This is a genomic window from Synechococcus sp. R55.2, from assembly GCF_047462075.1.
GTDB lineage: Bacteria > Cyanobacteriota > Cyanobacteriia > Thermostichales > Thermostichaceae > Thermostichus.
On the sequence record NZ_JANSIH010000210.1, the window covers coordinates 1 to 26,641 of the forward strand.

Annotated in this window: 23 protein-coding genes; 11 read left to right on the forward strand and 12 right to left on the reverse strand. The window is 58.4% G+C overall.

Annotated elements, in window-relative coordinates:
• Window positions 1-344 precede the first annotated feature (344 nt).
• Window positions 345-1,508 (forward strand): S-layer homology domain-containing protein, encoded by a 1,164-nt coding sequence (locus NW838_RS07350; protein ID WP_414427775.1) that lies wholly within the window; start codon window positions 345-347, stop codon window positions 1,506-1,508.
• A 35-nt stretch (window positions 1,509-1,543) separates the two neighbouring features.
• Here NW838_RS07350 and NW838_RS07355 read toward each other — a convergent pair whose 3' ends face one another.
• Window positions 1,544-2,179: an exopolysaccharide biosynthesis protein gene (locus NW838_RS07355; protein ID WP_414427776.1), complete on the reverse strand. Its 636-nt coding sequence runs from the start codon at window positions 2,177-2,179 to the stop codon at window positions 1,544-1,546.
• A gap of 122 nt (window positions 2,180-2,301) precedes the next feature.
• Between NW838_RS07355 and NW838_RS07360 the strand changes: the two genes are divergently transcribed.
• From NW838_RS07360 to NW838_RS07375, 4 genes are all read left to right on the forward strand, one after another.
• A complete protein-coding gene (locus NW838_RS07360; protein WP_414356948.1) occupies window positions 2,302-2,727 on the forward strand; it encodes a hypothetical protein in 426 nt (141 codons plus the stop codon).
• Between the two features lie 193 nt (window positions 2,728-2,920).
• On the forward strand, window positions 2,921-3,157 hold the full coding sequence (locus tag NW838_RS07365; RefSeq protein WP_414344206.1) for an ATP-binding cassette domain-containing protein: 237 nt from the start codon (window positions 2,921-2,923) through the stop codon (window positions 3,155-3,157).
• A 96-nt stretch (window positions 3,158-3,253) separates the two neighbouring features.
• The gene (locus NW838_RS07370; RefSeq protein ID WP_083757641.1) at window positions 3,254-3,856 is read left to right on the forward strand and encodes a J domain-containing protein; all 603 of its coding nucleotides are present in this window, start codon (window positions 3,254-3,256) and stop codon (window positions 3,854-3,856) included.
• Window positions 3,847-4,860 carry a hypothetical protein gene (locus NW838_RS07375; RefSeq protein ID WP_414344204.1) on the forward strand — a complete coding sequence of 338 codons (1,014 nt, stop codon included), beginning with the start codon at window positions 3,847-3,849 and terminating at the stop codon, window positions 4,858-4,860. Before NW838_RS07370 ends, NW838_RS07375 begins: the two co-directional genes overlap by 10 nt.
• Window positions 4,861-5,024: 164 nt before the next feature.
• Here the strand turns inward: NW838_RS07375 and NW838_RS07380 are convergent, their stop codons facing one another.
• The 9 genes from NW838_RS07380 to trmFO all read right to left on the reverse strand — a co-directional run bounded on the left by NW838_RS07380 (window position 5,025) and on the right by trmFO (window position 15,941).
• A complete protein-coding gene (locus NW838_RS07380) occupies window positions 5,025-6,029 on the reverse strand; it encodes a tyrosine-type recombinase/integrase (protein WP_414356945.1) in 1,005 nt (334 codons plus the stop codon).
• 48 nt (window positions 6,030-6,077) lie between these two features.
• Entirely contained in the window at window positions 6,078-7,430 is a 1,353-nt protein-coding gene (gene accC / locus NW838_RS07385) for an acetyl-CoA carboxylase biotin carboxylase subunit (protein WP_414356943.1), read from the reverse strand.
• Window positions 7,431-7,584: 154 nt separating this feature from the next.
• Complete coding sequence (gene ispE, locus NW838_RS07390; RefSeq protein WP_414427782.1) at window positions 7,585-8,520, reverse strand: 4-(cytidine 5'-diphospho)-2-C-methyl-D-erythritol kinase; 936 nt, start codon at window positions 8,518-8,520, stop codon at window positions 7,585-7,587.
• A 121-nt stretch (window positions 8,521-8,641) separates the two neighbouring features.
• Window positions 8,642-9,094: a hypothetical protein gene (locus NW838_RS07395; RefSeq protein WP_011431474.1), complete on the reverse strand. Its 453-nt coding sequence runs from the start codon at window positions 9,092-9,094 to the stop codon at window positions 8,642-8,644.
• Between the two features lie 258 nt (window positions 9,095-9,352).
• Complete coding sequence (locus NW838_RS07400) at window positions 9,353-11,386, reverse strand: FHA domain-containing protein (protein ID WP_414427777.1); 2,034 nt, start codon at window positions 11,384-11,386, stop codon at window positions 9,353-9,355.
• Window positions 11,387-11,562: 176 nt separating this feature from the next.
• Window positions 11,563-12,105 (reverse strand): FHA domain-containing protein, encoded by a 543-nt coding sequence (locus NW838_RS07405; protein WP_414427778.1) that lies wholly within the window; start codon window positions 12,103-12,105, stop codon window positions 11,563-11,565.
• A gap of 529 nt (window positions 12,106-12,634) precedes the next feature.
• The gene (locus tag NW838_RS07410) at window positions 12,635-13,102 is read right to left on the reverse strand and encodes a hypothetical protein (protein ID WP_414356936.1); all 468 of its coding nucleotides are present in this window, start codon (window positions 13,100-13,102) and stop codon (window positions 12,635-12,637) included.
• 137 nt (window positions 13,103-13,239) lie between these two features.
• The gene (locus NW838_RS07415; protein ID WP_414356934.1) at window positions 13,240-14,451 is read right to left on the reverse strand and encodes an acetate kinase; all 1,212 of its coding nucleotides are present in this window, start codon (window positions 14,449-14,451) and stop codon (window positions 13,240-13,242) included.
• 110 nt (window positions 14,452-14,561) lie between these two features.
• Complete coding sequence (trmFO, locus tag NW838_RS07420; RefSeq protein WP_414427779.1) at window positions 14,562-15,941, reverse strand: FADH(2)-oxidizing methylenetetrahydrofolate--tRNA-(uracil(54)-C(5))-methyltransferase TrmFO; 1,380 nt, start codon at window positions 15,939-15,941, stop codon at window positions 14,562-14,564.
• Between the two features lie 183 nt (window positions 15,942-16,124).
• On the opposite strand from trmFO, the gene trpD reads away from it, so the two are divergent.
• Complete coding sequence (trpD, locus tag NW838_RS07425) at window positions 16,125-17,156, forward strand: anthranilate phosphoribosyltransferase (RefSeq protein ID WP_414356931.1); 1,032 nt, start codon at window positions 16,125-16,127, stop codon at window positions 17,154-17,156.
• 51 nt (window positions 17,157-17,207) lie between these two features.
• Here trpD and NW838_RS07430 read toward each other — a convergent pair whose 3' ends face one another.
• Window positions 17,208-17,834, reverse strand: a complete 627-nt coding sequence (locus NW838_RS07430) for a nitroreductase family protein (RefSeq protein WP_414356929.1) — start codon at window positions 17,832-17,834, stop codon at window positions 17,208-17,210.
• 275 nt (window positions 17,835-18,109) lie between these two features.
• On the opposite strand from NW838_RS07430, the gene dapA reads away from it, so the two are divergent.
• Both dapA and NW838_RS07440 read left to right on the forward strand, forming a co-directional pair.
• Window positions 18,110-19,030 (forward strand): 4-hydroxy-tetrahydrodipicolinate synthase, encoded by a 921-nt coding sequence (gene dapA, locus NW838_RS07435; RefSeq protein WP_414356927.1) that lies wholly within the window; start codon window positions 18,110-18,112, stop codon window positions 19,028-19,030.
• Window positions 19,031-19,262: 232 nt separating this feature from the next.
• On the forward strand, window positions 19,263-21,098 hold the full coding sequence (locus NW838_RS07440; RefSeq protein WP_414427780.1) for a ribonuclease J: 1,836 nt from the start codon (window positions 19,263-19,265) through the stop codon (window positions 21,096-21,098).
• A 71-nt stretch (window positions 21,099-21,169) separates the two neighbouring features.
• On the opposite strand, the gene NW838_RS07445 is transcribed toward NW838_RS07440, so the two are convergent.
• Complete coding sequence (locus tag NW838_RS07445; RefSeq protein ID WP_414427781.1) at window positions 21,170-22,051, reverse strand: SGNH/GDSL hydrolase family protein; 882 nt, start codon at window positions 22,049-22,051, stop codon at window positions 21,170-21,172.
• 238 nt (window positions 22,052-22,289) lie between these two features.
• On the opposite strand from NW838_RS07445, the gene NW838_RS07450 reads away from it, so the two are divergent.
• From NW838_RS07450 to purD, 3 genes are all read left to right on the forward strand, one after another.
• Window positions 22,290-23,579, forward strand: a complete 1,290-nt coding sequence (locus NW838_RS07450) for an HD domain-containing protein (RefSeq protein ID WP_414349558.1) — start codon at window positions 22,290-22,292, stop codon at window positions 23,577-23,579.
• 83 nt (window positions 23,580-23,662) lie between these two features.
• Window positions 23,663-24,838, forward strand: coding sequence for a glycosyltransferase (locus NW838_RS07455; protein WP_414383000.1), 1,176 nt, complete (start codon window positions 23,663-23,665; stop codon window positions 24,836-24,838).
• A 102-nt stretch (window positions 24,839-24,940) separates the two neighbouring features.
• Window positions 24,941-26,236: a phosphoribosylamine--glycine ligase gene (purD, locus tag NW838_RS07460; RefSeq protein WP_414332286.1), complete on the forward strand. Its 1,296-nt coding sequence runs from the start codon at window positions 24,941-24,943 to the stop codon at window positions 26,234-26,236.
• Window positions 26,237-26,641: the final 405 nt, after the last annotated feature.

Here is a 26,641-nt window from a genome sequence, read left to right on the forward strand (position 1 = left end):
TCAGGACTTGGCTCATAAGTTCATTGTACTTCATCAAAGCGCATTCCTCCCGGCACTGACCCTACGGGTACAGTGCGGGGCTCCTGCGATTTCTAGCTGACGCGACAGAGATTTAGGGGTTTCCTTATCAATCCTCTGCAGTTGCGTTTTGCTGCAAATCTTAGGTTAGAAACGCTCAAATTACCTCAGAGCAAGGGTTTCCGCCATTGTCATCACTGAGGAAATAGCCAGAATAAAAGTAGCCATCGACCCAGCAATGGGCGCTACGACAACTCGGTGAACGAACGATGTTTCCCTCTCTTTTAAATCCACGTGCAGCAGGCATACTCCTATCGGGAGCTGTCTTGGGCATCCACTGCCAGGTGGCCATGGCCGCTCCCTTCCGCGACACCTTTGGTCACTGGGCCCAAGCCTACATTGAGACCCTCTCCGCTCAAGGAGTGTTGAACGGCTTCCCCGATGGCACCTTCCGCCCCAATGAGCCGGTTACCCGCGCTCAGTTTGCCACCATTGTCAATACCGCTTTCCGCCTCCGCAATACCTCCGGTACTTTCATCGGCTTCCGGGATGTGCCCCCCACCCACTGGGCAGCCAGCGCCATCTCGACGGCAGCAGCCAACAACTTGGTGGCAGGCTTTCCCGATGGCACCTTCCGCCCTGAGCAGCCCGTTACCCGCACCGAAGCGCTGGTGGTCTTGACCAACGCCATTGGCAACACGGGAGCGATCCCAGCCGCTCAGCCCAGCGATCTCTTCAGCCGCTACCGAGATGCGGCAGCCATCCCCAATTGGGCCCTGGCACAACTTGCGGCGGCCAACCGCGCCGGGTTGATCGTCAATTATCCAGACCCGATGCTCTTGGAACCCAACCGTCCCGCCACTCGCGCCGAGGTAGCAGCCTTCACCCACCAGGCCATGCTTAACCGGGGATCCTTGGTGGCGCAAAACCCAGGGGGATCCCTCTCCGGTTCCCAGCCGGGCTTCGACCTGCGCCTTTCCACGCTGGCGGCGGGCACCCTGATGCAAACCACCACCCCCTTCAACGAGCGCCTCTTCATTGCCCCCAACGAAACCCGGCCCATGTCTTTGATCGTCCGCAACCCGATTCGCAACGCCCAGGGAGATATTCTGGTGCCTTTTGGCTCGCGGGTGGATGGCCGCTTTGAGCCGGCCCCGGGGGGCACCCGTTTTGTGGCGGAAAGCATTATCGTCAACAACCAACTGTTCCCCTTGGCTGCCCAATCGGACATCATTCACGATGTCAAGGATCCCCGCTACACCACCACAGGCAAAATCATTCAGGATGCAGCCATCGGTGCGGCAGCGGGCGCCATTCTCGGCTTGGTGACCGGAGACAATGCCATTGCCACAGAAGAAGTGCTGGGGGCGGGGGTGGCCGGAGCGGTGATCGGCAATGTCACGGCGCCGCAAGTGGTGGTGCTGGATCCCAATCAGGTGATCGAGCTGCGCCTCACTCAGGATCTGGCGCTGGCCCCGACATCCCGATAACCGGTGCAAGGCCGGAATAAGCGGTGTCGGCACGGCTATCTCCCCAGCCAATCCAAAAGGGTTGTTCCCCCCAACCACAGGCCGATCAAAATGGAAGTGGTCAGCAGTCCTCCTGCTACACAGATCAGGGATCCCAAGCTGCACAGGATCCCGTCTTCTTCCAGGAGGCCAAAGGCGGTGACGAAAACCCCCATTGCCGGCAGGGTGTTGGTGCCTGGAACGGGGATGATCATGGAAATCCCCATCAAGCCAATCCAGGTGCCCAGCCAGACTTGGCCAAGCCGTGTGGTGCAGAGCTGCCGCCAGCGGGGACGGGCAATCTTTTCAATCCGCTGCAGCCACGGGATCCCGGCCTGCGCCCACTTTTGAAATTGCTTCCGTTCAACAGAGGTCTGCAACACCCATTTCGGCAGCCAAGGGGTGGTTCGCCCTGCCACCAGTTGAAGGGCCAGCAACAGAATGAACACACCAAAGGGAGTGGAATAGCCGGGAGCCGGCAAGGGCAAAGCAGAAGGGAAAGAAAGGATCGCCAGAAACAAGCCAAAGCTGCGCTCACCGGCCAGTTTTAGAATGTCTTCGATGCAGATCGACCCTTCCGGGGAGGGTTCGGGCTGTTCTGGGCTGTCGGGAAGGCGGGAAAACCGGGCCAGCTCTTGGGATAGACGGGCCATAGAGGGTGCAGCAGGCAAAGTCTGGGAGCGGGTAGGTGCTACCTGGAGGGACAACGATAGCCTACTGCAAATTCAAATTGGGTTGGATATCTTAAGCAAAGGGGTGGTTTTGGAGAGGTGACATGCTCGGTGGTAGGTTTAGCAGGGCTACACCCATCAGCAGTCTTGAGCGACAGCAGAAGCATCCGACTCAGTCCAGCAAGGGGTTGCATGGGCTGGGATGGCTCCTGTTGCTGGGATCCCTGTTGATGGTGGGGCGCGGTGTGGCCCTGGCAGAAGCGCAGTTGGAGGTGGGCACTTCCACCACCCTGTCCCCGCAGGCAGCTCCGCCGGTGTTGCCACCCCCCCCTGTGGGAGTCCGACAAATTTCCCTGGATACCGATCCCGAACAAACTGCCGATATGCCCCTTTCCCTGATGGCTGAGCAGGTACTGGAGGCAGTGTGCGAAGCGCAAATTGATGCTCAGCGGGCCTTGGCTCTCATGCCCGACCTGAGCGAATCCCATATCCGTGCTGCCTGTCCGAAGCGACTGATCCCCAAAAGCTGAAGGGGCGGCCCCAAGTTGGCGCTGAAAAGTAGCCGGAAATACGTTCACTGCCAAGGAAAGGTGGTACTCAACCTGTGTACCTCTTTCTTCAGAGAGCCTTCCATTTATGATCAGCCTTTTTATGAGAGAGCCTGTCTGGTAGGGATCCTGGCGGGGGAACTCAACCGAACAGGCAAGCTGGGGGCGCTCTAGCGTGGACTTTGAACTACGGGCCGGGGAGATTTACGCTCTCCGGGGGGAGAATGGCGCCGGGAAAACCACCCTGATGAACATGCTGGCGGGCCTCTACCAGCCGGATGCTGGCGAGATTCGCCTGCGGGGCCGCCCAGTGCGGATCTGCTCCCCACACCAAGCCATCCAACTGGGCATCGGTATGGCGAAGCTTATGTGGTGCAAAGCTTTACAGGTACCGGCAACATTGTTACACTGACCTAAGATTGTCTGCATCATTGCGCAAATAAATTCACAGACAGCCTATAAGTTTTGTGCGGATCTACACTTGGCATCACTGACTTGAGGGGAAGCCATGCCCAAAAAAGCCGCCAGCACAAAACCAAAAACAACTAGGGCAACCTCAAGAGAAGAGACCAAGCCCGATCCGCAAGGGGCGATTGCTGCAGAAATCCAGCGCCTTTCCGATACCTACGGCATCTCTAAGGAACTCCTGGAGAATTTTGCGCGGTTTGTGGTCAGGCAGCTACAGCCACCGCCTCGGTTGTCTGTCAAAGAGCTGCAGAAAGCGATTTACAACCACTTTGGCGTTAAAAACGCAGCCGAGCTGAGAAAGTCAGCCAGCTTCAAACTGGCAACCAGCGGCATGGGCAAGCTGAGCTTATCCAACATAGACGATTTGGAGCGCATTTATCGTCAGCACATCGGGATCCTTCCCAACGAAGAGGGGGAAGAGGGGTATGGCTGCATCAACGGGATCAACATCTTCAAGTACGACTTGCCATGGCGGGTTTTTGGACTTGACCCCGATCGAGCTACCAATGAGGACATCAAAGCTGCCTTTTATCGCCTGAGCAAGATCTACCATCCCGATTCTCCAACCGGGGATGACAAAATTTTCCAGCGATTGACTCTCTTCTACAAAAGCCTTACGGAGAAATTTGAGCAATGGCTATAGTCTATGTTTCTTCAAACAAGCTCGCCGAATTTTTGGGTATCAGCCTTGAGGAACTCAGGGAGATTGAAGCCTACTTTGACAGTATCCCTGATGATGAGTGGGAACTGGTGGAAGGTAAAGACTATCGCGTTATCAACAAAAGTTCGGGGCTGAGAGAATACACGCAGTCTGGTGCTTACGCCATTTTATCCTTTTTAAGGTCTAGGTCAGAGCAAGGTCGTAAGTACTCTACAGACACAAGCATTAGGAATTGGTTCAAGGAAGAGTATCGCAAGAGGCAGAAGGCTCTGGTGGATCATAGGATCCTCGAAAACAGCTCCTCTCTGGTCAGAAGACAAGATCAGTTTTGGCTATCTCTTCAAGATGTTGTGACGATCTTTGGAACTCGAACTGATTACCTTAAGAAAGCGCTTGAGATTGCATCAAAACAAAGTAAACTCATCAAAGACGTTCATTACACACGCTTTGGCAACGACGACACTGTCTACCTCTCTTTGCGAGGCATCTATGAGCTTGCCAAGATTATGGTAGAAGTCCTCAAGCAAAACCACAGAAAAGACTGGTGTCGAGATGTTGGCGAACGCATTGAACCCCAGATTCAGGCAATCGTCAAGACAATCCAGGATAGACAAAGGCAGATAGAAAGAGCAAAAGAGCTTGCAAGAAGAAGGGATAAAAATCTCTGTAGAGTTACTCGAAAAACAGCCAGTAGCCTAACGGTTCACCATCTCTACTCTGAAGCGCACTATCCAAAGATTGCAGCAAATCTTTCCAACCTGATTACTATAGCCAGCGAAGTGCATAGCCACTTTCATCAGTGGATGGGAGGTTTCAACGAGCCATGTACAATTGATGACTTCATCAAGTATGTTTTGGAATACTATCCTGAGAACAAAAACCTGATCATCTGGTTGGGACAACAGAAGGCCAGTCTTGGGCCGCAGTTGCCCATTGGCAAGGGGAGAGAGCATGTGCTCTACATTCCTCTCCAGCGTGTAACTTGAAATAACCCATTGGTTATCGGTTGTTTTCAGGTCATTCCAACCACCTTAGTCAGGTTTGTCCGTCCTTGAGGATCCTTGATCTCTTTTTGGGGATCCCTCTTTCTGCGAGCAATCCGCGTCTGTCTCACTGGAAACGACAGAGGCCATAGTACAGCCAGGGATCCCTAAACCAAGCCCTGATTTAAGATCTCGCGGGAACGGGCGATGGCTGCTCTCAAGTTGGCCCGCTGGGTGTAGCGCATCGTCATGGCGGCAGTTGTATGGCCCAGCAGGTGCTGGATATGCTCAGGGGCAACGCCACGATCCAGCAGCAAGGTGGCAAAGCTGTGGCGAAACTGGTGAGGGGTTTGATGTCCTGGCTCAGGCTCGGTGAGCTTGAGAACAATGTGGCGCAGGCCATCGTAGGTCAGGGGGCGGCCTCGGTAGGCCAAGCAGCGAGATTGGGAAACAAACAAGGGATCCGTCGGCGCGCACAGGCCCCGTTCTTGGCTCAGATACTGTTGCAGCAGCTCGGAGAGGGGATCCCCTATGGCCACAGCGCGGGGTTTGCTCCCCTTGCCACAGCGCACTTCCAACAGGGATCCCTCAGGGCTGATTTGAAAATCTTGAACGGTTAAGTCCAACAGCTCCTGGGCCCGCAGCCCGCACTCCAGCATCAGGCGAATCAAAGCCGCGTAGCGCAGAGAATGGTTTTGGGCCCGCTGCAACACCCGCTGTAGCAATAACCGATCCAGATCGCGGGGCAAACGAGCGGGTAGGCGGGCAGGTCGAATGGCTTGGGTGGGCAGGGGATCTTGAAGGTAGCCCCGTTGGCTGGCCCATTCAAAAAATTGTTGCAAGGCCAACCGCTTGAGGTTGTAGGTGGCCGGAGAGGCGGGCGGGTGGATCCGCTGGCCAGAGCGGTTGCGAAACGGACGGCCCTTCAAGCTGTTCAAAAAGGACTGGACGTGGGCAGGCTGCACCTGGGGCAGCGGCACCGGGCAAGTTTTGGCAAACTGCTCCAGAGCAATGCGGTAGGTACGGCGGCTGGCAGGGGCCAGATCCCGCTCCCGCTCCTGCAAAAATTGCGCCGCCAGATGGCTGAGACTGGGAGCAGGGCCGCTCGGTTGAGTCTGTCGAACCTGACCAGGTCGGGGATCCCTCATCTTTAGCCCACTGGCAACCCTCAACCAACTCTATCCTTCCCCTGCGAGCAAGCTCCAGCTTGGACTCGGCCCCTACCCCGGCATCAAATGCTGAGCAATGAAGTCCGTGTACACTTCGCCCCTCAAAAAAGCTTCATGGCGCAGGATCTGCTGGTGGAAAGGGATCGTGGTGGGCACCCCAGTGATGGCGCATTCCCCCAAAGCCCGCTGCATGCGGCGGATGGCTGCTGCCCGGTTAGGCCCCCAGACGATCAGCTTGCCCAACAGCGAATCGTAGTAGGGGGGAATGGTGTAGTCGGTGTAGATGTGGGAATCCATGCGCACCCCCGGCCCCCCAGGGGGCAAATAGGCGCTGATCGTGCCCGCGCAAGGCCGAAACTGCTGCTTGGGATCCTCGGCGTTGATGCGGCATTCGATGGCATGGCCCCGCAGTTCCACATCCTTCTGGCGAAAGGTGAGGGGTTGACCTTGGGCAATGCGAATCTGCTCGGCAATCAGATCCAGCCCTGTCACCATCTCGGTAACCGGGTGCTCCACCTGGATGCGGGTATTCATCTCGATGAAGTAAAACTGGCCGTTTTTATCCAGCAAAAACTCCACCGTGCCCGCTCCCACGTAATTCACCACCTTGGCTGCTTTCACCGCCGCTGCTCCCATGCGGCTGCGCAGAGCCGTTGTCAAAGCCGGGCTGGGAGCCTCTTCCAACAGCTTTTGGTGTCGCCGTTGAATGGAGCAATCCCGCTCGTACAGATGCACCACATTGCCCTGACTATCCGCCAAGATTTGAAACTCCACATGACGGGGGCGCTCGATGAACTTCTCCAAATAAACCCCGCCGTTGCCAAAGGCCGCTTGGGCTTCCCCCTGGGCGGTGCGCAGCATCTTCAGCAGCTCCTGGGCATCTTTAGCCACCCGCATACCGCGACCCCCGCCGCCGGCTGTGGCTTTGATGATCACCGGATAGCCGATTTTCTCCGCCAGCTTCACCGCCTCTTCATCCGAAGTGATCAACCCGCGGCTACCGGGCACGGTCGGCACCCCCACCGCTTGCATGGTTTCGCGGGCCGTGGCTTTGTCGGCCATTTTGCGCATCGCCTCTGGCGAGGGGCCGATGAAGACTAGGTTGTGGTCAGCACAGATCTCGGCAAATTTGGCATTCTCCGCCAAGAACCCATAGCCCGGATGAATGGCAGTGGCCCCGCGGGTGAGGGCTGCCGAGATGATGTTGGGAATGTTGAGGTAGCTTTTGGCCACCGGGGCATCTCCTACGCAAACAGCCTCGTCCGCCAGTTGGACGTGCAGGGAGTTCTGATCCGCAGTGGAGTAAACGGCCACCGTTCGGATCCCCATTTCCTGACAGGTGCGGATGATGCGCAGGGCAATCTCACCCCGGTTGGCGATCAGGATCTTGGTGATGGGCGGCATGAGGGAGGTTCAGAGCAGAGAGATAACTTGACCGCTAAAGCCAGCAGTCTGTGAACGCAAGGTTAAGTTTAGGTGCTCATCCTACTATGCCAACCAGAGGGAAGAATAGAGAAGGCTGGTGGGGATCCCACATTCAGCCCATCCAGTCGACAACCTAGGTAGGACTGAGGCTACAGGGATCCGGCTGCAGCAGAATCCCAGTGGGGGCAAACTGCGTCACCCAAAACTCTACATCCTGAAACTGGTGACGCAGGGTGTTGCGCACTTGGGCGGCCAGCTCCAGGCTGGGCATGATTCCGAAGACCGTTGGCCCTGACCCCGACATCAGGGATCCCAGGGCCCCCGCCGAGAGAAGAGCTTGGCGCAGTTCCCCTACAATCGCGTACTCCGGCAAAACCACCTGTTCCAAGTCATTGCGCAAACTCCTGGCTAACGCCGGCGGATCCTGACGGCTGAGAGCCGCCAACGCCTGCGGCAAGGTGGGCAGTGTGGGTTTGGGTAGGGCATCCCCTCCCAAGCTCCCCTGACGAGAACGAAAGGCTTGATAGGCCCAGGCGGTGGAAACCCCCAGGTGCTTGGGCTTGGCCAGCAGCACAGGGATCCCTTCCCAATCGGCCAGCGGCTCCAAAACTTCCCCGCGCCCGGTGGCCAGTTGCGTTCCCCCCTGGATACAGAAGGGAATGTCGGATCCCAAGCTGGCTGCCAAACTCTGCAACTCTCCCACCGTCAGGCCCAGCCCCCACAGTTGGTTTAACCCCACCAAAACCGCCGCCGCATCAGCCGAGCCCCCCGCCAAGCCTGCTGCCACCGGAATGTGCTTTTCGATGTGGATCTCCACCCCGGCGGAAGAGTGACACTCTTTTTGCAGCAGCTCAGCGGCTTGATAGGCAAGGTTGCGGGCATCTGTGGGCACTTCTGGGCGATCGCAGGTGAGGTGGATCCCGTGAGGACGGCACTTCAACTGCAGGCGATCCGCCAAATGAATGCTCTGCAACACCATCGCCACCTCTGAATACCCGTCAGGACGGGATCCGAGGATTTCCAGGTAGAGGTTGATCTTGGCGCGGGCAATCAGGGTACAGGCTTGCATGGGGTGAAAATCTGGGTCAGCAACAAGTCTCAACTCCCCTTAGCCTGTACAGACCTGATCAAAACACAGACTTATCCGGGGAGGTCTCCCAGCCCGATTCTAACGGCAATGGATCCCCTTTCTAGCTGCCGGAGCGCGGCCATGGCCCCAGCCACTCTCCACCGCGAAAGCGCCAGCGGGGAAACAAAATGCGCATTACCACCCAAGCGCTGAGGTAAAGGCAAACCCAGACCACACTGTAGTGGAGAATAAAATCTCCCAAGTCAAACCGTTGGGTTGGGATATAAGGAAGACCCACCACCTTCAAGACTGTACCCAAAAAAAGCCCTTCCCAAATGCCGGCCAAAAGCTGAAGGATCCCAGGCCAATCGTGATCCCACATCCACCCCATCAGGTAGTTATAAACAACATCCCAAACACAGCCAAACAGACCTACGTAGAACAGCACCCAAAAATAGGTGAGGCTGCCGCCATGTCCAGTGATCCCAAAATAAAAGGGTAAACTTGCCAAAACACCAACGGTGGCCAATAAGAAAATGCGAGTTTGCCAGCGGCCAATCAGGGTCGGAGTCATCTTTTCCTCCAGCAGTTTTGCCTATCGAGATCATCAGGATCTATTTCGCTCCCGGTCTGTTTGAGAGAATCTTCTGGCCTTCACCCCCATCCGTTCTCCCTTTGGTAGAGAAGAGTTAGGGCTCAGCGCAACGCCACTTTCATGAGGCTAGCGCGATGGGGAATGGCCATGGTGTGCCGCCAATGTTTTACGTGTGGGACAGCGTTGATAACCAAAAACATCTCACAAAATCCAGAAGCGTTGCCCAATGTCGGCAAGCTAGGGGCTGATGTTTAGGGCCCACTTGCACCATTGCCACAGGGATCGGATCCCTTCTAAGCCTTTGACCCCCGGTGCCCGCAGTCGAGCCAGGTGTTCCACCGAGCGATGGGCACAGTACTGTAAACCCAAAAACGTATCCACCGGCGCATAGGGCCCGCCCAAGGTGATGATCCCGGCAGCGTACATTCGCCCATCCCGGTTGCGCATCTCCACCAGCTCAAAGTCGTTGGAGACATGCAAGCGCCCGTGAGGATTGAGGGGCAGGTTGTAGTGGGTAATTAGATCGTTGAGGAGAGGATTGGTCATGGGATCCGAAACCAAACCCGTACAGTCGATAACGAAATCGGCCTCCACCTTTAATTGCGTGTTGTTGTGGGTACCTCGAATGTAGGTTACCGGCTTACCCTTGTCGCCGGGAACCACCGACTCCACCTTGCCGAACACAATCGAGTACCAGCCCTCTCGCAACCCTTGCCGCACGATCCGCCGCCATTTCCGCCGACTTGCTGTCGTGGTGCCGCCCCAAGCTTCCAGCAGTTCGCGCCGTTCCAGGGGGGTCGCCGCTTCCAATTTGGCCCGCAGAACTCCTCCCCAAGTGCCCTTGGGCCAGTTGAAGGGCTGAAACTCCCAATGGTTATCCACTGCCCGTTTGGCTCGTCCGAAGCGATTACCGCTTTTGGGCGCACGGCTCAGATGCACCACCGAGATGCGGGGGTTGACTTTGCGGGCTTCGTAAAGGCGTTCCATCACCTGAGAGGCGACGATCCCAAATCCCCGAATTAGGACGGTGCCACCTTGTTTCTCCAACTGCTCATAAACGTGATCATGAGGCTCATAGCCGTGTACCACCGATCTCAAATCTCCTGTTTTTTCGCGAAACTCCTGCAGGTCGTTGAGCAACTTGATGGCCGGATATCCAGTTGCCAAATGGAGATACTTGGCCACCATAAAACGGTGATCCGTATGGCCGGGCCGCGTTGCCGAATAGGCCACCACATATCGCCCATCCTCCGTTTTGCGAATGGCGCGAATATGGCCGTAACACAACATTTGCTCCCAACCAATTCGGGCTGCCTCCCGATCCATTGAGGCAAATACATCCCCCGCCCGCGGCGTATAGGTATCTGCCAACAAGGGCTCACTAAATACCTGCCACAAAAAGCCGAATGCTTCCAACAATCGGCCGGAGAAAAAGGAACGCCAAGCATCCCGCAGAGCATAGCCGGGCCAGCCCCAAATGTTGTCTGGACAAGAATCGGAGCCAGAGCGAATTCGCTTCCAGCGGGGGATCTGGCAGTTGGTCAAAAGCCGTTCATACCGTTCGTAGGGTTTGCGGGCAATGCTGATGACGCGGATGTGTTCCGGTCTGACCCCGTAGATGCGCAGGGTATCCACCCAGACAAAGCTGCCGATACCGCCGCCCAAGGCCAAATAGAGGGTCTCTTCCACAGGTAGTCCGGTGGCTTTGAGGGCGCTCAGGGCAATTTGCTCAGCTCGAAACAAATCCGGCGGCGGAAAATCCGAGCCAGGCCGCACCTCGGGAAGCTGCTCTGGGGCAAAAACCACCGTGGAAGCCGGGGGAACCTCAAATGCAGTGTCGGGTTGGGTTGCCGGGCGAATCAGGTCGGTGCGAGGCTCTAGCAGGAGGGTAGGGGTACCGCGATGGGTGCCGGTCAAAAGGGTGGCATTGGGATCCCTGGGGGACACCAAACCCACGGTGATGCTGTAGGGGCCAAGCTCCACCACTTCTCCCCCCTGGAGCACCCGGCGTGCCTGACGGATTTTTTCCCCATTGATGCGGCTGCCGTTGGCACTGCGATCTTCATAGATGACCTGGCCATCCTCACCGAGATAGACGAGGGCGTGATAACGGGAGATCTCCTGGCTGGCAAACACAGCCCGCGCCACTTCTCGACCTTGCCATTCCTGTGGCAATTGGGCCAGCTCCCTGCCCAAGGCAAGAGGCAATGGAAAAATCAGCTCCTGCTGTTCTTCGGTGATGGGATCTTCCCAGCTCAGTTGAATTTGCATAGCTTCTGCTCACCTTTATAAAAATCATGATGGAGCCATTGAGAAAACCCAGAACAACGCGACCTCACAGGTCACCTCGGGGTTTGTCCGGGATCCCTTTTTTCTATCCCCCACGGACTTGGATCAGCCACTGGGATCTGTAAGAAGAATTAAGAAGAATAGAAAGGGTTGGTCCTCTAGAGAGGAGGTTGTGGGGCTTTGCCAGCTTCTGGAGGAGGGATCACCAAGGTAGCGCTCAAAACCAAATGCCCACAGTAGGGACAATTCTGGCCCTGATATTCCGGGGGCAGGTAGTGAGGGTTTTCCAGGCGGCTGCACTTAACCTTGAGGGCGTCCAAAGTGCCGCGGCTGAGGGGAACCCCCTGATCCTTCCTGGCCACTTCTATAGACTTCACCCTCAGCACAATGTGCCCCAACTGAATTTGGCTATTGGCCTCAAGCGCAGGCTCCTCCTGAATCATTTTTCGGCCATTCACCCAGACAGGGTTGGGCTGCTTAGGAGGCAAACGATCCCGAGTTAAGTTGCGAATGTGAAAGTTTAAGGTTTTGGGATCAAAATAAAGCCCGGCGTGAACTCCTGAGACCGAGCGAGTTGGGTCATTGAGCACCACATCACAGCTGGGATCCCGTCCAATGGTAACCAGCTTGGAGGGAACAGGCGAAACCGTTTGCGATCGGCGCCGGTCGGCCTCGATCCATTCTAAAGTGAGTTGACACACGATCCCATTCTCCACCGTTCAGCGCCTCCATTCCCTAGATCGGCTTCAGCATATCGAAAGGTCAGCTTGGGGAAAGCAGAAGATGTCTTTTTCGTCAAAATTGTTATCTTTTTGGATAACTATAACCTACTCCCCTGACCAAAGGCTTGCGCTGATCCGGATCACCTGAGTTGGGATCTCCGAGTTACATTCCTGCTGGAGACCGTGCCCAAACGCTCCGCGCCGCTTCCGCGACCACTCTCAGCTCCTCTTCCAGAGGGAGAGGGGAGCCAGACGGAAAGGTTTCATTCATGATGTTTAGACCATGATGTTTAGAGTGACTACATACTCGACTTTATCCCCACCCGATTTGAAGCAACAAAACTCGATCTCCTCAGGAACGGCGAGGCCGTTCAAGTTTGACCGAGGTGGCCTGATCCCTTGGCCGGAAGCCTCAGAAATCCACCTGAGAGATAGGGCCTAGAGTGAGTTTTGAGTTTCTGGGGATCCTGCAAGACTAGTATCCTCTGTGTCTTTATCCAAACCGTTTTCAAAGCACTCCGGTAAATGTGAAACTGCCGCTGCCCAGCCGCTCCTGCCGATCGAACACACTGATGGTGAGCTGATGGGATCCCGTTTGAGTGAGGGTAAAGCGATTCTGGGTCAGGGTCAGCCCTGTAACGGTGCAGGTGGTCGCCCCAACGAAGCAGCCGGGCAACTGAGCGGCATCAAAAGCTCCCAGAGTTACGAAATTGCCGAGTGGGGTGGTGACGGAAGCCAAAAAGGCGTTGGAACCCCGGATCCCGGCAGGGGCTTCTACCCGGAAAGACACCACAAAGGTCGGGGTTTGCCCCACCGAGACGGTGCGCGGGGAGAGATCGGTAATGGTGAGGGACGGAGCAGGTATGGGAGGTGGCAGGGGCGGAAGATTGCTGCTGCCGGTTGTACCCCCACACCCCACCAGAGCGCTGCTCAGCAGCACCAGCACTGGGATCCGTTCATGTATCCGCTGCATCATCTCTTCTCCATCCCCAAAAGATCCCAAAGGAGTCTCAAAAGACCTTCTTTCTTGAGCTTATTGTCCGAGGTTGATCTTCACCAAGCCAGTGGGCAGAAAGGAGAGAACCTGGCAAGCAGCGGCCTGGGATCCTTCGCTTATTCCCTTTGCAAAAGGCTTTGGCAGGCTGTGGCAATGGACCAGTCCTCTTGGGCTGAGATCACCAGAACCCGCACCGGAGCATCGCAGGTGCTGATATCGCAGTTGCGGGGGGATCCGGCATTCAAAACCGGGTCGATCTGGATCCCCAAAAAACCTAGGTCTGCACAGGCTGCCGCCCGCACCGGTGCTGAGTTTTCCCCAATCCCCCCAGAAAACACCAGCGCATCCAGCCGATCTAAGCTCATGAGCATTGCCCCAATCTGGCTGCGCAGACGGTGGACAAACAGATCGAAAGCCAGCTCCGCCCGGGCATGGCCTGCCTCCATTGCCTCCAACACAACCCGCATATCGCTGCTTAGGCCGGAAACGCCCTTCAGCCCTGATTCTCGGTTCAAGATCCGATCCAGTTCATCCACGCTCATGCCCTGGCGCAACTGATGGATCAAAATGCCCGGATCCACCGACCCCGACCGGGATCCCATCATCAAGCCCTCCAGAGGGGTATAGCCCATGGTGGTATCCACGCTTCTGCCCCCGCGAATAGCCGCCAACGAACAGCCGTTGCCCAGGTGACAGGTGATCAGCCGCAACTCTTCCAGGGGTCGGTTCAAGATCTCGGCAGCGCGACGGGCGCAATGCTCGTGGTTAATGCCATGAAACCCGTAGCGGCGGATCCCTTGTTCAGCCCAGGCATAGGGGAGGGGGTAGAGGGCTGCTGCCGGGGGCATTTGCTGGTGGAAGGCGGTGTCGAAAACGGCCACCTGAGGGATCCCGGGCAACAGTTGACTCAGCAGACGAATGCCGGCTAGCGCGGCAGGGTTGTGGGCCGGAGCCAAGGGGATCAGTTGCTCGATCGCCCGCTCCACCTCCGGTGTAATTAAGGTAGGCTGCCGGTACAGGGATCCCCCATGCACCACCCGATGGCCAACGCCGCCGATCTCAGCCGCCTGGGAGAGCAGGGATCCCTCCCCTTGCCAGAGGCTTTGAAACAGCGGGGCCAATTGGCCGATCCCCCTCTCAGGTGAAACGGAGGGAAAAGGTTCCCACCCACCGCCTCGCCGACGGGTCTGGATGAGGGCCTCCCCCGGCTTGTAGGTGAAATCCACCTGGGCTTGCCAGATGGGCGTGGCCTCCACCCTTCCCTCAACCGCCAGAAATAGGGAGGATTTGAGGCTGCTGGAACCGGCATTGACGACCAGAATATTCACAGCGTGTCTTCGTCGGCCTTCGCAAGGCTTATCGACTTCAAGCTAACGCTCAATCTCGACTTTGACTTCGGACTGCAACCGTTGGTAACACGCTCCAGCCTGGGCCTCCCCTAGGCAGTTTGCACTTGGCGCACCAACCCAGTCGTTTTCAGAGCAGCCAAAGCGCGATCCCGGTAACGGCCATAGCGCTCCTGCTTGTTGCGAAGCTTGCGCCCCTCCAAATCCGGCAACAGCCCAAAATTGGCCGGCATCGGCTGAAAATGCTTGGGATCCGCGCTGCTGATGAATTGAAACAGGGATCCCATCATTGTTTCGGGGGGCAGCGTGATCAAGGGCAACCCCAGAGCCAGGCGGGCGGCGTTCTGTCCGGCCAACCATCCCCCTGCCACCGCGCAGGCATAGCCCTCGGTGCCCACCAACTGGCCGGCGGCAAACAGCGTGGGTCGGCGACGAAATTGCAAGGTCGGCCACAGAAGCTGGGGCGAATTCAAAAATGTATTGCGGTGCATCACCCCAAAGCGGACAAACTCCGCCTGTTCCAGGCCGGGGATGAGGCGAAAGACCCGCTGCTGTTCTCCCCATTTCAAGTTGGTTTGAAAGCCCACCAAGTTCCACAGCTGCCCTGCTTTGTCCTCTTGCCGCAACTGCACCACCGCGTAAGGACGGGATCCCGTGCGCGGATCCACCAGCCCCACCGGCTTCAAGGGGCCGAAACAGAGGGTGTCTTTGCCCCGGCGCGCCATTTCTTCAATCGGCAAGCAGCCCTCGAAAAACTTGCGCTCCTCCCGTTCAAAATCCTTGAGGGGCGCCTGCTCCGCCTCCACCAGCGCCCGCCAAAACCGTTCGTACTCCGCTTCCGTCATGGGGCAGTTGAGATAGGCTGCTTCCCCCTTGTCGTAGCGGGAAGCCTGAAACACCACCGCTCGGTTCAACGAATCCCCGGTAACAATGGGGCTAGACGCATCAAAAAAGCTCAGGTACTCCAGGCCCGTAAAGGCTTGCAGTGCCTTGGCCAGGGGATCGCTGGTCAGAGGGCCGGTACAGAGGACGGCAATGCCCTCCGGGATCTCCGTCACCTCCTCCCGACGCAGGGTGATGCGGGGATGGTTTTGAATGGCTTCCGTGAGAGCCTGGCTGAAGCGGGCCCGATCCACTGCCAATGCCCCTCCTGCCGGCACTGCATGGCAATCCGCCGTCGCGATCACCAGGGATCCCAGTTGTCGCAGTTCTTCCTTGAGCAGCCCTGCCGCCCGATCGCTGGCTGCAGCCCCAAAGGAGTTGCTGCACACCAGCTCCCCCAACTGATCGGTGTGATGGGCCGGGCTCTGACGCACGGGGCGCATCTCCGAAAGGATGACAGGCAACCCTGCCTGGGCAATTTGCCAAGCAGCTTCTGTCCCCGCCAACCCCCCGCCCACAACATGGATGGGGGCAAAGGCTCCCGCTCGTGCAAGCGGGCTGCAAGCCCTTGGGTTAGTTGGAGGGTTCATCACAACCTCCGGGAGGGAAGAGAAGAATGGAGCGCACCCTGCTAGGGCCGGAAACGGCTCAGGTCAAACCCACTATACCAACCATCAGCATGGCCCGACCTGCACGAGGCAAGTGACCCAGAGGCGGGATACGCTACTAGATACGCTACTATAAGTACCCGCTGACACCCAGGATCCCGACCCATGACGGAAACGGCTGACCTTTGGCCACAGCTTTTGGGGCAGTTGCTGGATCGGCAATCTCTCAGCGAAGCCCAAGCTGAACAGTTGATGAACGGTTGGCTCCAGAACCAAGTGCCAGATGTGGTGTCGGGGGCGATTCTGGCGGCTCTGCAAGCCAAGGGGGTCAGCGCTGGTGAACTGGCCGGCATGGCACGAGTGCTACAGCGGGCTTCGCTGGGATCCCCGCTGGACTTGCCTCTCCTGGTGGATACCTGTGGCACCGGCGGCGATGGGGCCAGCACTTTTAACATTTCCACGGCGGTGGCCTTTGTGGTCAGTGCAGCCGGGATCCCGGTGGTCAAACATGGCAACCGTTCGGCCTCTGGCAAGGTCGGCTCGGCGGATGTGCTGGAGGCCCTGGGGGTGAACTTGGGGGCTGAGCCAGAGCGGGTGCGGGCGGCTGTGGCGGAAGTGGGCATCACCTTTTTGTTTGCTCCCCAGTGGCACCCGGCCATGCGGGCGGTGATCCCCTATCGGCGGGCCCTCAAGGTTCGCACCATTTTCAACCTGTTGGGGCCCTTGGTCAACCCCCTCTATCCCAACCGCCAGGTGATCGGGGTTTACGCCCAGGAGCTGGTGCCGGTAATGGCAGAGGCCCTGCGCCTGTTGGGACGGGAAGGGGCCATTGTGTTGCACAGCCGCGAAGGTCTCGACGAGGCCGGTCTGGAGCAACCCACCGATCTGGGCATCCTGTCCGGTGGGCTGGTACGGACGGAAGTCTTGAACCCTGCAGATTACGAGCTGACCCTGGCACCCACCCAAGCTCTCAAGGGGGGGGATGTGGCGGAAAATGCCGCCATCCTCGCCCAAGTCCTTCAGGGATCCGGGACGCCTGCCCAGCAGGATGTGGTGGCCTTGAATGCTGCTTTGGCCCTGCAGGTGGCCGGAGTGGCCCCCGATTGGAGAGCCGGGATCGCCCAAGCTCGCGAGATTCTCGCCAGGGGTGCCGCTTGGGATCGCTTACAACAGCTGGTTCATTTTCTCAAGGCTTGATGCCGGTAGGAGCCCAGGAGAGGGCGACAGGGATCCCACCTGAGTCTGGGGCTAAAACTCCCGCCCTCGCCCAAAGGCCAGAACTTCATCCACCCCCAAGCGAGGCTTGCGCGGCAGGTTACCCGCTGCCGCATATCCAACCGCCAGCAGCATCACCGGCACGTAGCGGTCGGCAATGCCGAACTCCCGCTTTACCCCTTCCGGATCAAAGCCGATCATCGGCCCGCTCACCAAACCCTTGGCCTGAGCCGCGATCATCAGCGCCATGGCAGCCATCGCCCCAGAGCGAATCGCTTCATCCCGCGCCAAGGTGGGATTGTGGAGATAGGTTGCCTGGGCCATGTTCACCCAGCCTTCCGCTTTTTCGGGGGGGAGGATCCCGGCAGCAACGCTTCTTTGCACAATTTCAGGCAGTTTCTCATACCCCCGCAGATCCCCCAGGATGATAAACACCACCGATGCATCCGCCACCTTCTGTTGGTTGTAGGCCAGAGATTTGAGGCGCTCTTTGTCTTCCGGGTCGGTGACCGCAACAAACCGCCAGTGCTGAATGTTGAAGGAAGAAGGAGCTTCCGTAGCATAAGCCACCAGCTCTCGGATCTCCGCTTCCGATAAACGGCGGCTGCGATCCAATTTGTCGGCGGAAATGCGCTCTTTCAGGGCAGTTAGGGCGTCCATAGGGATCCTCAAGTGTCGGTAGAAAGGCTGCTCCCCCCAAAGGTAGGGGCAGGATTGGCAAATGGCTATACATTCCGTGTTCAAACGGTCTGTCTTCTTTGTTATCTCCCTTTTATCCAGCCTGTGGCAACCGGGTGAGGCACAAACTGGGCCTTGGCAGGGCAGGCAAGCGGGATCCCTAACGCAAAGGCAGGTATGATGGAAAAACAAACTGGTCTCATCTGGGTCGCCCGGTTAATCGTCGGATTGGTGTGGTTGATGGGGAGAAGCAATCGGTGAACTTCGGTCGAGTGCTGACGGCCATGGTTACCCCCTTTACTGATGAGGGGGAGCTTAACTACGATGAGGCCGCTCGTTTGGCCGATTACTTGGCAACCCACGGCAGTGACGGCTTGGTGGTCTGTGGCACCACAGGCGAATCTCCCACCCTAACCTGGCAAGAGGAGTATGAGCTGTTCCGCGTGGTGCGAGATGCCGTAGCCGGTCGGGCTAAGGTGATCGCCGGGACGGGATCCAACTCCACTCGTGAGGCCGTTGAAGCCACAAAAAAGGCCGCTCAATTGGGTTTAGACGGCTCTTTACAGGTGGTGCCCTACTACAACAAGCCTACCCAGGCCGGCCTTTATGAGCACTTCAAGGCCATCGCCCAAGCCAGTGACCTGCCCATCTTGCTCTACAACATTCCCAGTCGGACAGGGGCCAGTTTACAGCCGGAGACTGTAGCCCAATTAGCAGAATTGGAAACGGTTGTCGCCATCAAAGAAGCCAGTGGTATGATGGATGTAGCTTCGGAAATTCGGCGACTCACTCCCTCGCGTTTCGCCATCTATTCAGGGGATGACTCTCTGACGTTGCCGCTCCTATCTTTGGGGGGGAGCGGGGTGGTCAGTGTAGCCAGCCACCTGGTTGGGTTGCAGTTGCAGGAGCTGATCCAGAGCTACATCAGGGGGCAACACGATCAAGCTTTGGCCCACCACCTACGCCTGTTTCCGTTGTTCAAGGTTTTATTCATCGAGACCAACCCAGTTCCGATTAAGGCCGCATTGGAGATGCAGGGTTGGCGAGTGGGTCGGGCGCGCCTTCCCCTAGCGCCTCTACAGCCCAGTTCTCTGCAGGTTTTGCGACAGGTGCTTGAAGAGATGGGCCTGCTGGCTGAATCAAAGGGATCCGAGCGAATGGCGACAAAAGTTTCATGATTGCATTTTTAGGCTTTGCTTCTGCCATGACCACGGTTTTCAGGGGTTTGCAAGGGGCTCTTTTGTGGCGTTTGACCTGTGGGTAAGTGGCTTTTTCCCCGAAAAGCTCTTTCCCAGCTTGGGAAGCAAATAAGTTGCGGCGGCTGAGTTCAGCTTTCACCCACAGCCTTGTTGGGGATAGCTTGTGCCCATTTCTGTTTTTGTTTTTTTACTGTTGAGGATCTAAACCCATATGCCAACACCACGTTCTTCAGTTGCTTCTCGTTCTGTAACCCCACAATCCACCTCTTCCGTTCAGATGATTCCGCTGGGCGGCGAGCGGGAGATCGGCAAAAACACATGGGCCTTCCGCTACGAGGATGACATCATCCTCTTGGATGCCGGTTTGGCTTTTCCCGATGAGAGCATGCACGGCGTGAACATCGTACTGCCGGACATGACCTACATCAAGCAAAACCGCGACAAAGTGCGGGGGATGGTGGTTACCCACGGCCATGAAGATCACATCGGCGGGATCCCGTATCACTTGCGGGAGTTCGATATTCCGGTCATCTACGGCCCCAGATTGGCGCTGGCGTTGCTGGAAGAGAAACTGCGGGAGGTGGGCCTGCTCAACCGCACAGAGCTGCGCCCTGTGGGCCCCCGCGAAATCGTTCCCCTGAGCAAGCACTTTTTTGCCGAATTCATTCGCAACACCCACTCGTTTGCCGATAGCTTTACGGTGGCTCTGCACACGCCTGTGGGCGTCATTATTCAGACCGGCGACTTTAAGATCGACCATACCCCCGTGGATGGGGAGTACTTCGACCTGCAGCGGTTGGCCGAACATGGGGAAAAGGGAGTGCTCTGCCTGATCAGCGACTCCACCAACGCGGAAGTGCCGGGGTTCACCCCCTCTGAAGCCTCAGTGGTGCCCGGTCTCACCAAGGCCATTGCCGGAGCCAAGGGACGGGTGATCATCACCACCTTTGCTTCTTCGGTACATCGTCTCAACTTGGTGCTGCAGATTGCCGAACAGCAAGGTCGGGTGGTGTCTCTGCTGGGCCGCTCCATGCTAAACGTGGTGGCTCATGCGCGGCGCTTGGGCTACATCCGCTGCAAGGACGAAACGCTGCAGCCGATGCATGTGATCAACAGCCTGCCGGATGACCGGGTGATCATCCTCACCACCGGATCCCAGGGAGAACCGCTGGCTGCTCTTACCCGCATCGCCAACGGTGAGCACCCGCAGTTGCAAATCAAGCCAGGAGACACGGTGGTGTGGTCGGCCAACCCGATCCCTGGCAACACGATCGCAGTCTCGCGGGTCATTGACAAGCTAATGGAGCTGGGAGCCAATGTCATTTACGGCAAAGACAAGGGCCTGCACGTTTCCGGCCACGGCTGCCAGGAAGACCAGAAGCTGATGATTGCCCTCACCCGCCCCAAGTTCTTTGTCCCCACCCACGGGGAATACCGCATGCTGGTCAAGCACGCCGAAACCGCCATGAGCATGGGGATCCCGCGGGAAAACATTGTAATCATCGACAACGGCGATGTGGTGGAGGTGAACCGGGAGCGCATTGCCATCACGGGCCGCGTCCCCTCTGGCCTACAGATGATCGCCGCTTCCCACGATGGAGTGGTGATGGATGAGATGATGCAGGAGCGGCAGCAGATCGCCAAAGACGGTATGGTGACGGTGGTGATCAGCCTGGACGGCAGTGGCCAGTTGCTCTGCACCCCACAGGTGCAAACCTTTGGCTTGGCGGGGGAAGGGAACCAACTCAAGGGATCCGACCTGAAACCCCTTCTGGAGAACACCCTTCGGCAAGCGTGGCCCCAATTTGCTCGCTCGCTGGAGCGGGGCAGCCTGGACATCGACTGGGCCGGCCTTAAGGGCGAAGTGGAGCGGGTGGTGCGCCGTTTCTTGCGAGAACAATTGCCCGGCAAGCCCACGGTGGCGGTTTTTGTGCAATCCCCTGAAGAGGAGTCTGTGTCTTCCCTGAGTGTGGAAACCCAACCGGAGCCGGTAGCGGGTGCTCTGGGCCGGCGGCGGCGTTCCTCGGCAGCGGTAGCTGCTTCCTAAAACTGGCCCGTTTTCCATGGGTGGATCCTCTGAGCGCCTTTGGGATCCCTTGCCGAGCGCAGGGATCCTTCCTATTGTGCCGGCTTGTATCCATCTGCGAGAAAACCTCGGAGGGCGGACTCTGCCGCCGCATCCCATTGCAGGGATCCCACCTCGCTAAAGGGAGGGCAGCGGGTTTGGGGAGGGAGCGGTTGCCGAAGGGCGCTCAAGAAGGCATCGGCCAAATCGGCGTAGCCCCGGTCGTTGGGGTGAAAGCCGTCGGCCAGCGGGCCGGGAAAGAAGGACTCGCGTCGGTAGGAGCGGGGATCGCAGAGCAAGTCCACCACTGGGATCCCCTGTTGGCTTAAGGGGTTGATGGCCCGTTGCGTGAGGCCAACCGAGATCAGGGAGAGCAGTTGGCGCACGCTGCTGGGTTGCTGCTGACCCAGAGGAATCAGGGCGAAGTTGGGCAGGTTGGCCACCGCCAGGCGAGCTTGAGGGGCACGGGCACGCACCGCTTGCAGCAGGGTTTGGTAATCGGCGGCGAATTGTCGGATCTGCTGATCGACGAAGGGCAAGGGATCCTCACCTTGGAGAGCCCGTTGAGCCGCCGCCAGAGCGATGGCGTTGGTATCGTTTCCGCCCACCCAAATGGTGATCAGGGTGGCATCGGGGGGAAGGCGCGGCACTTGATCCTGCAGCAAATTGGCCGGGATCCCCTGCCTCAGGGCTTGAATGGCGGGGCTGAGCACCGCTCCCGAACGGCCCAAATTGACTAGCTCAACCGGGGCCGGCAAAGACCGGGCCAGGCGGGGCACATAGCCCGTTCCATTGGGGCAGTCCAACGGCTCTGAGCGCTGGGGTCGAGTGCTGGCGGCGTTGGCTGGGCCATCACAGGAAATGGAGGCGTTGTAGCCAACGGCATCGCTCGCTCCCAGGGCAACGTAGCGGGTGAGGGTGGGTGGGCTGGGCACACCAGGGGATCCAGAACTGGCAGAGCAGCCGGTTAGCCCCAAACTGAGTATCAAAATCAGCAGGGAGAGGAGGAACACCCAGCTGTCTTGTTGTCTTGGAGTCGAGTTTTCTGGGGTTCGGGTGCTGGCATCCTTTGCAGAGAGAGGCATGGGAAAGCGGGCATAGATAGGGCGAGGCGGGAAGCACCCCCAGACAGGCTAGCCAAGGATCCCAAAATTGGCGAGGTATGGTGGGAGTATGCCGCTACGGTTTTGCAAGTCCCGCACCTACCACGATCCCCTGCATGGCGCCATCAGCCTGAATGGAGGGGACGCGGTTGAGGCTCTGCTCATTCGCCTGATCGATACACCGGCCTTTCAGCGGCTGCGCCGCATTCGCCAGTTGGACACGGCCTTTTTTACCTTCCACGGGGCAGAGGGATCCCGCTTTACCCATTCGGTGGGGGTGCTGCAGGTAACGCGGCGGCTGTTCGACAAATTGGCCCATCGCCACCCGGAGCTGCGTCCCTATCGGGCGGTAACCTTGGCCTCGGCTCTGCTGCACGACATTGGCCATGCCCCTTTTAGCCATGCCGGGGAAGAGATCTTCGGCTGCCGGCACGAGGTTTGGACGGCCCGCATTCTCCGGGAGGATCCCCAGGTGAGGACGCTGCTGGCGGAGTTTGATTCCCAACTGCCGGCCCAGATGCAGCAAGTGCTGCAGAAGCAGTTTCCCCTGCCGCTGGTGGGGCAACTCATCTCCAGCCAACTGGACTGCGACCGCTTCGATTACCTGATGCGGGATAGCCTGCTCACGGGTGCCCAATACGGCCACCTGGACTTGGATCGCATCCTAACGGTGCTGGATTATGACCCGGAGACGGGATCCCTGTCCATCCCCGCCCGCAAAGGCCTGGGGGCCATCGAGCACTACCTGGTGGTGCGCTATTTCATGTACACCCAGGTGTACCAGCACCCCAAGAGCCTCTGTGCCCGTTTTATCTTGGAGCGGCTATTCAGGCGGGCAGAGGCGCTCCTGCAAAGGGGGGAGATTGAGCTGGATCCCATCCTCAGCGCTTGGTGCTGGGCCTCGCTGGCGGCTCAAAAAGGGGATCCCTTCGAGTTGCCGCTCCCCCTCTACTTGGCTGCCGACGATATCATCTTCAGCTACCCCATGCGCCTCTGGGCCATGTCGGGGAAGGATCCCATCTTGGCGGATCTGTCGCGGCGCTACTTGGAGCGGGATTTGTTCAAGGCCCGCAACATTACCCAGTTGTCTGAGGAACAACGCCAAACCCTGGTGGCCGCCGTGCAGGCCAAAATGCTGCAGGACGGGCTGGATCCTGAAAGTTACTTGGGCATCCGCTCTGCCCATGTCCAGGGCTATAGCTTTTATGACCAAGGGATCCAGCTCAAAACCGAGCGTGGCTATGAAGAAATTGCCCATCTTTCCCCTTTGGTGCGTGCCTTGGTGGAAACCCAGCGCCAGGTCTGGCTAATCTTTCCCCGGCCCTATGGCGATATCGTAGAGGGGGTTTTGTCTGCCTAGAAAATCATTGGGCCATCCCAGAGCTAGAGCATTAGAGGTGGGAATCTGTTCCTGAGCACATCTAAACAACGAGGGAAGCAGGAGTGGGGATCCGAGAAATCCTAACGGGGGTATTGTCCTTAACAGCTTTGGCGATTGCCCTAGTGGCTCTGCAACTGAGGCGAGCGTTGCGGGCTTCCCCCTGGCTGAGGGATCCCCCGGCGGAACAGGCAGGGGAAATCGCGGCCGGGATGGAGCGGCTGGCGGTGATCGTGCCCGCCTACAACGAGGCCGAGAACGTGGTGGGCTGCCTGAGCAGCATTCTGGACAGCACCTCTGCCCCTTTACAGGTGTGGTTGGTGGACGATGAATCCACGGATGCCACCTGGGAGCTGGCCCAAGCCCTGGCTGCCGAACGGCAAGATCCGCGCCTACACCTGCTCAAGGGGGATCCCCGTCCCAAAGGCCAAAGGTGGGTGGGCAAAAACTGGGCCTGTGCCCAAGCCGTCGCCCGCGTAGAAGCCGACTACTTGCTGTTTCTGGATTGCGACGTGCGGCTGGGATCCGGTGCCATTGAAGCGGCCTTAGGACATTTGCTGGCAAGCGGCAGCGGCTTGGTGAGTGTAGGGCCGCAATTGGTGTGCGGTTGCCTGGCGGAGTGGCTGGTGCAACCCATCATGATGACCATCCTGGCGGTGGGTTACAACTTTGCCGCCGTGAACGATCCCGACAACCCCAAAGCCTTTGCCTTTGGTCCCTTCCTGCTGTTTCGGCGCTCTGCCTACGAGCAAGTTGGCGGGCATGCCGGAGTGGCCGATGTGGTGATCGAGGATGTGGCCCTGGGGCAACGGATCAAAGCCCAGGGGTTGGGCCTGCAAATTTGCCTGGGAGGGCCGCGGGTGCGCAGCCGCATGTATGCCAACGGGGCTGCCCTTTGGGAAGGGTGGACCAAAAACTGGTTCCTGGGCCTGGAGCGCAACTGGGCCTTGGCGGTGTTGGCAATGGGTACGGTCTTGGGGATCTGCAGCTTGCCCTGGTTGGGGGTGATCCTGGCTGGGGCTACGGGATCCCTGGAGGTGCTGTTGGCCAGCTTGGCAGGGATCCTGGCCCAATTGGCCATCCGGCTTCTGCTCCGGCATTGGGCGCATCTGCCCCTCTGCTACTGGTGGCTAACGGCAGTGGGGGGTTGGGCGACAGCGGCCATCATCTTGGCTTCGGCCATCCGCACCACCACCGGCCGCAACTGGACTTGGCGGGGCCGTTCTCTCGCCGTCCACTGACCGGAGTGCGCCAACACCCCAGAAATGGTACAAGAACATGGTCTAATGGGGGATGTTCGGAAAACAGGCAAGCTGGGTTTAGAAACAGCGGAATAGCACACCATGCAGGCTCTGGTCATCGGATCTGGGGGGCGAGAACACGCTCTGGCCTGGAAGCTGTTGCAGTCTCCCCAGGTTACTCGGATCTACTGTGCCCCCGGCAACGGCGGCATGCAGCAGCTGCCCCGCTGTCAATCCGTGGCTTTGGCGGCTACCGACATTGAAGGCCTGGTGCGGTTTGCTACCGTACAAGGGATCCGCCTGACGGTGGTGGGGCCAGAGCTGCCCTTGGTGCAGGGGATCGTGGACGCCTTCCAGGCAGCAGGGTTGCCCATTTTCGGGCCTAGCCGCGCCGCTGCCCAACTGGAAGGAAGCAAACTCTGGGCTAAGCAATTGATGCAAGAGGCGGGGATCCCGACTGCTCGCGCTACCGGCTTTGCTGAGCTATCTGCCGCTGTGGCCTATCTCGACTCCCAGAGTTTCCCAGTGGTCATCAAAAAAGATGGACTGGCTGCCGGCAAGGGGGTAACCGTTGCCCAAAACCGGGAAGAAGCCGTGCAAGCCCTGGAAGCAGCCCTGGCCAAGCCGGGCGATCAGGTGCTGATCGAGGAGTTTATCCCCGGCCAGGAGGTGTCGGTTTTGGCTCTAACCGATGGCCAGATCTGTGTGCCGCTGCCACCTGCCCAGGACTACAAGCGCCTTGGCGAGGGCGATACTGGCCCCAACACCGGCGGCATGGGAGCTCATGCCCCTGCGGATCACCTGGTCACTCCAGAAGGGTTGGCCCGCATCCAAACCCAGATCCTGGATCCCACCCTGGAGGCTTTGCAACGGCGGGGCATCCGCTACCAGGGGGTGATCTATGCCGGTTTGATGATCACGCCCAGTGGGGATCCCTACGTGTTGGAGTACAACTGCCGCTTTGGGGATCCCGAAGCTCAGGTCATCCTGCCCTTGCTGGAAAACCCTTTGGACGAGGTGCTGCTGGCCTGTATAGAAGGACGGCTGGCCCAAATCCAGCTCAAATGGAAACCCGGCTATGCCGCCTGCGTGGTGATGGCAGCCCCAGGCTATCCCGATGCCTACGAGCGAGGGATCCCCATCTCCGGCTTGGATGCAGCTGCCACCACGGGGGCGTTGGTGTTTCATGCGGGTACCCGCCAGGCAGGCAAGCAGCTCCTGAGCGATGGCGGGCGCGTTCTCTGTCTTACCGGCCAAGGGGCAACCCTATCCGAGGCCCTGCGCCAAGCCTACGCAGCTGTGGAGCAAGTGCAGTTTCCCAAGGCCTACTATCGTTCTGACATCGGCAGCCACGCCCTGGGGCCTGCCGTCCGCCGAGGAGTGATCCCTACCCCATAAAGCCATCCCTTGCCCTCTCAGCTGCAGCCGGATGGAAGAAGCCCCAGAGGGGTCGCTCCTCCAGGGCCCATAAAGCAGCTTTGAAAAAAGCTTTGATGCTTAGACGATAGCGCTTTCGGTAACAAGACGGCAACAGTGATATCAAAAGCTCAACTTTACTTTAGATTCCTTAACAATAGCCCTCTGCTTTGACTAGGCACGGATATTGCTGAGCTGAGTCTCTCCCCTCTCGAGGGGGATCCCCCATTAGCCCACTTGAACTGTTGCGGACCCGGATCCCCTAGAGCAGGCATTTCCTCTCCCAGGGTGGAAGAGGGGTTGGGGGTGGTCGTCTGGGGCAGCGCATGGCAGAGGAGCATGACTCTAGTCAATAATAAGCTCAACTATACTGAAAATAATGTATAA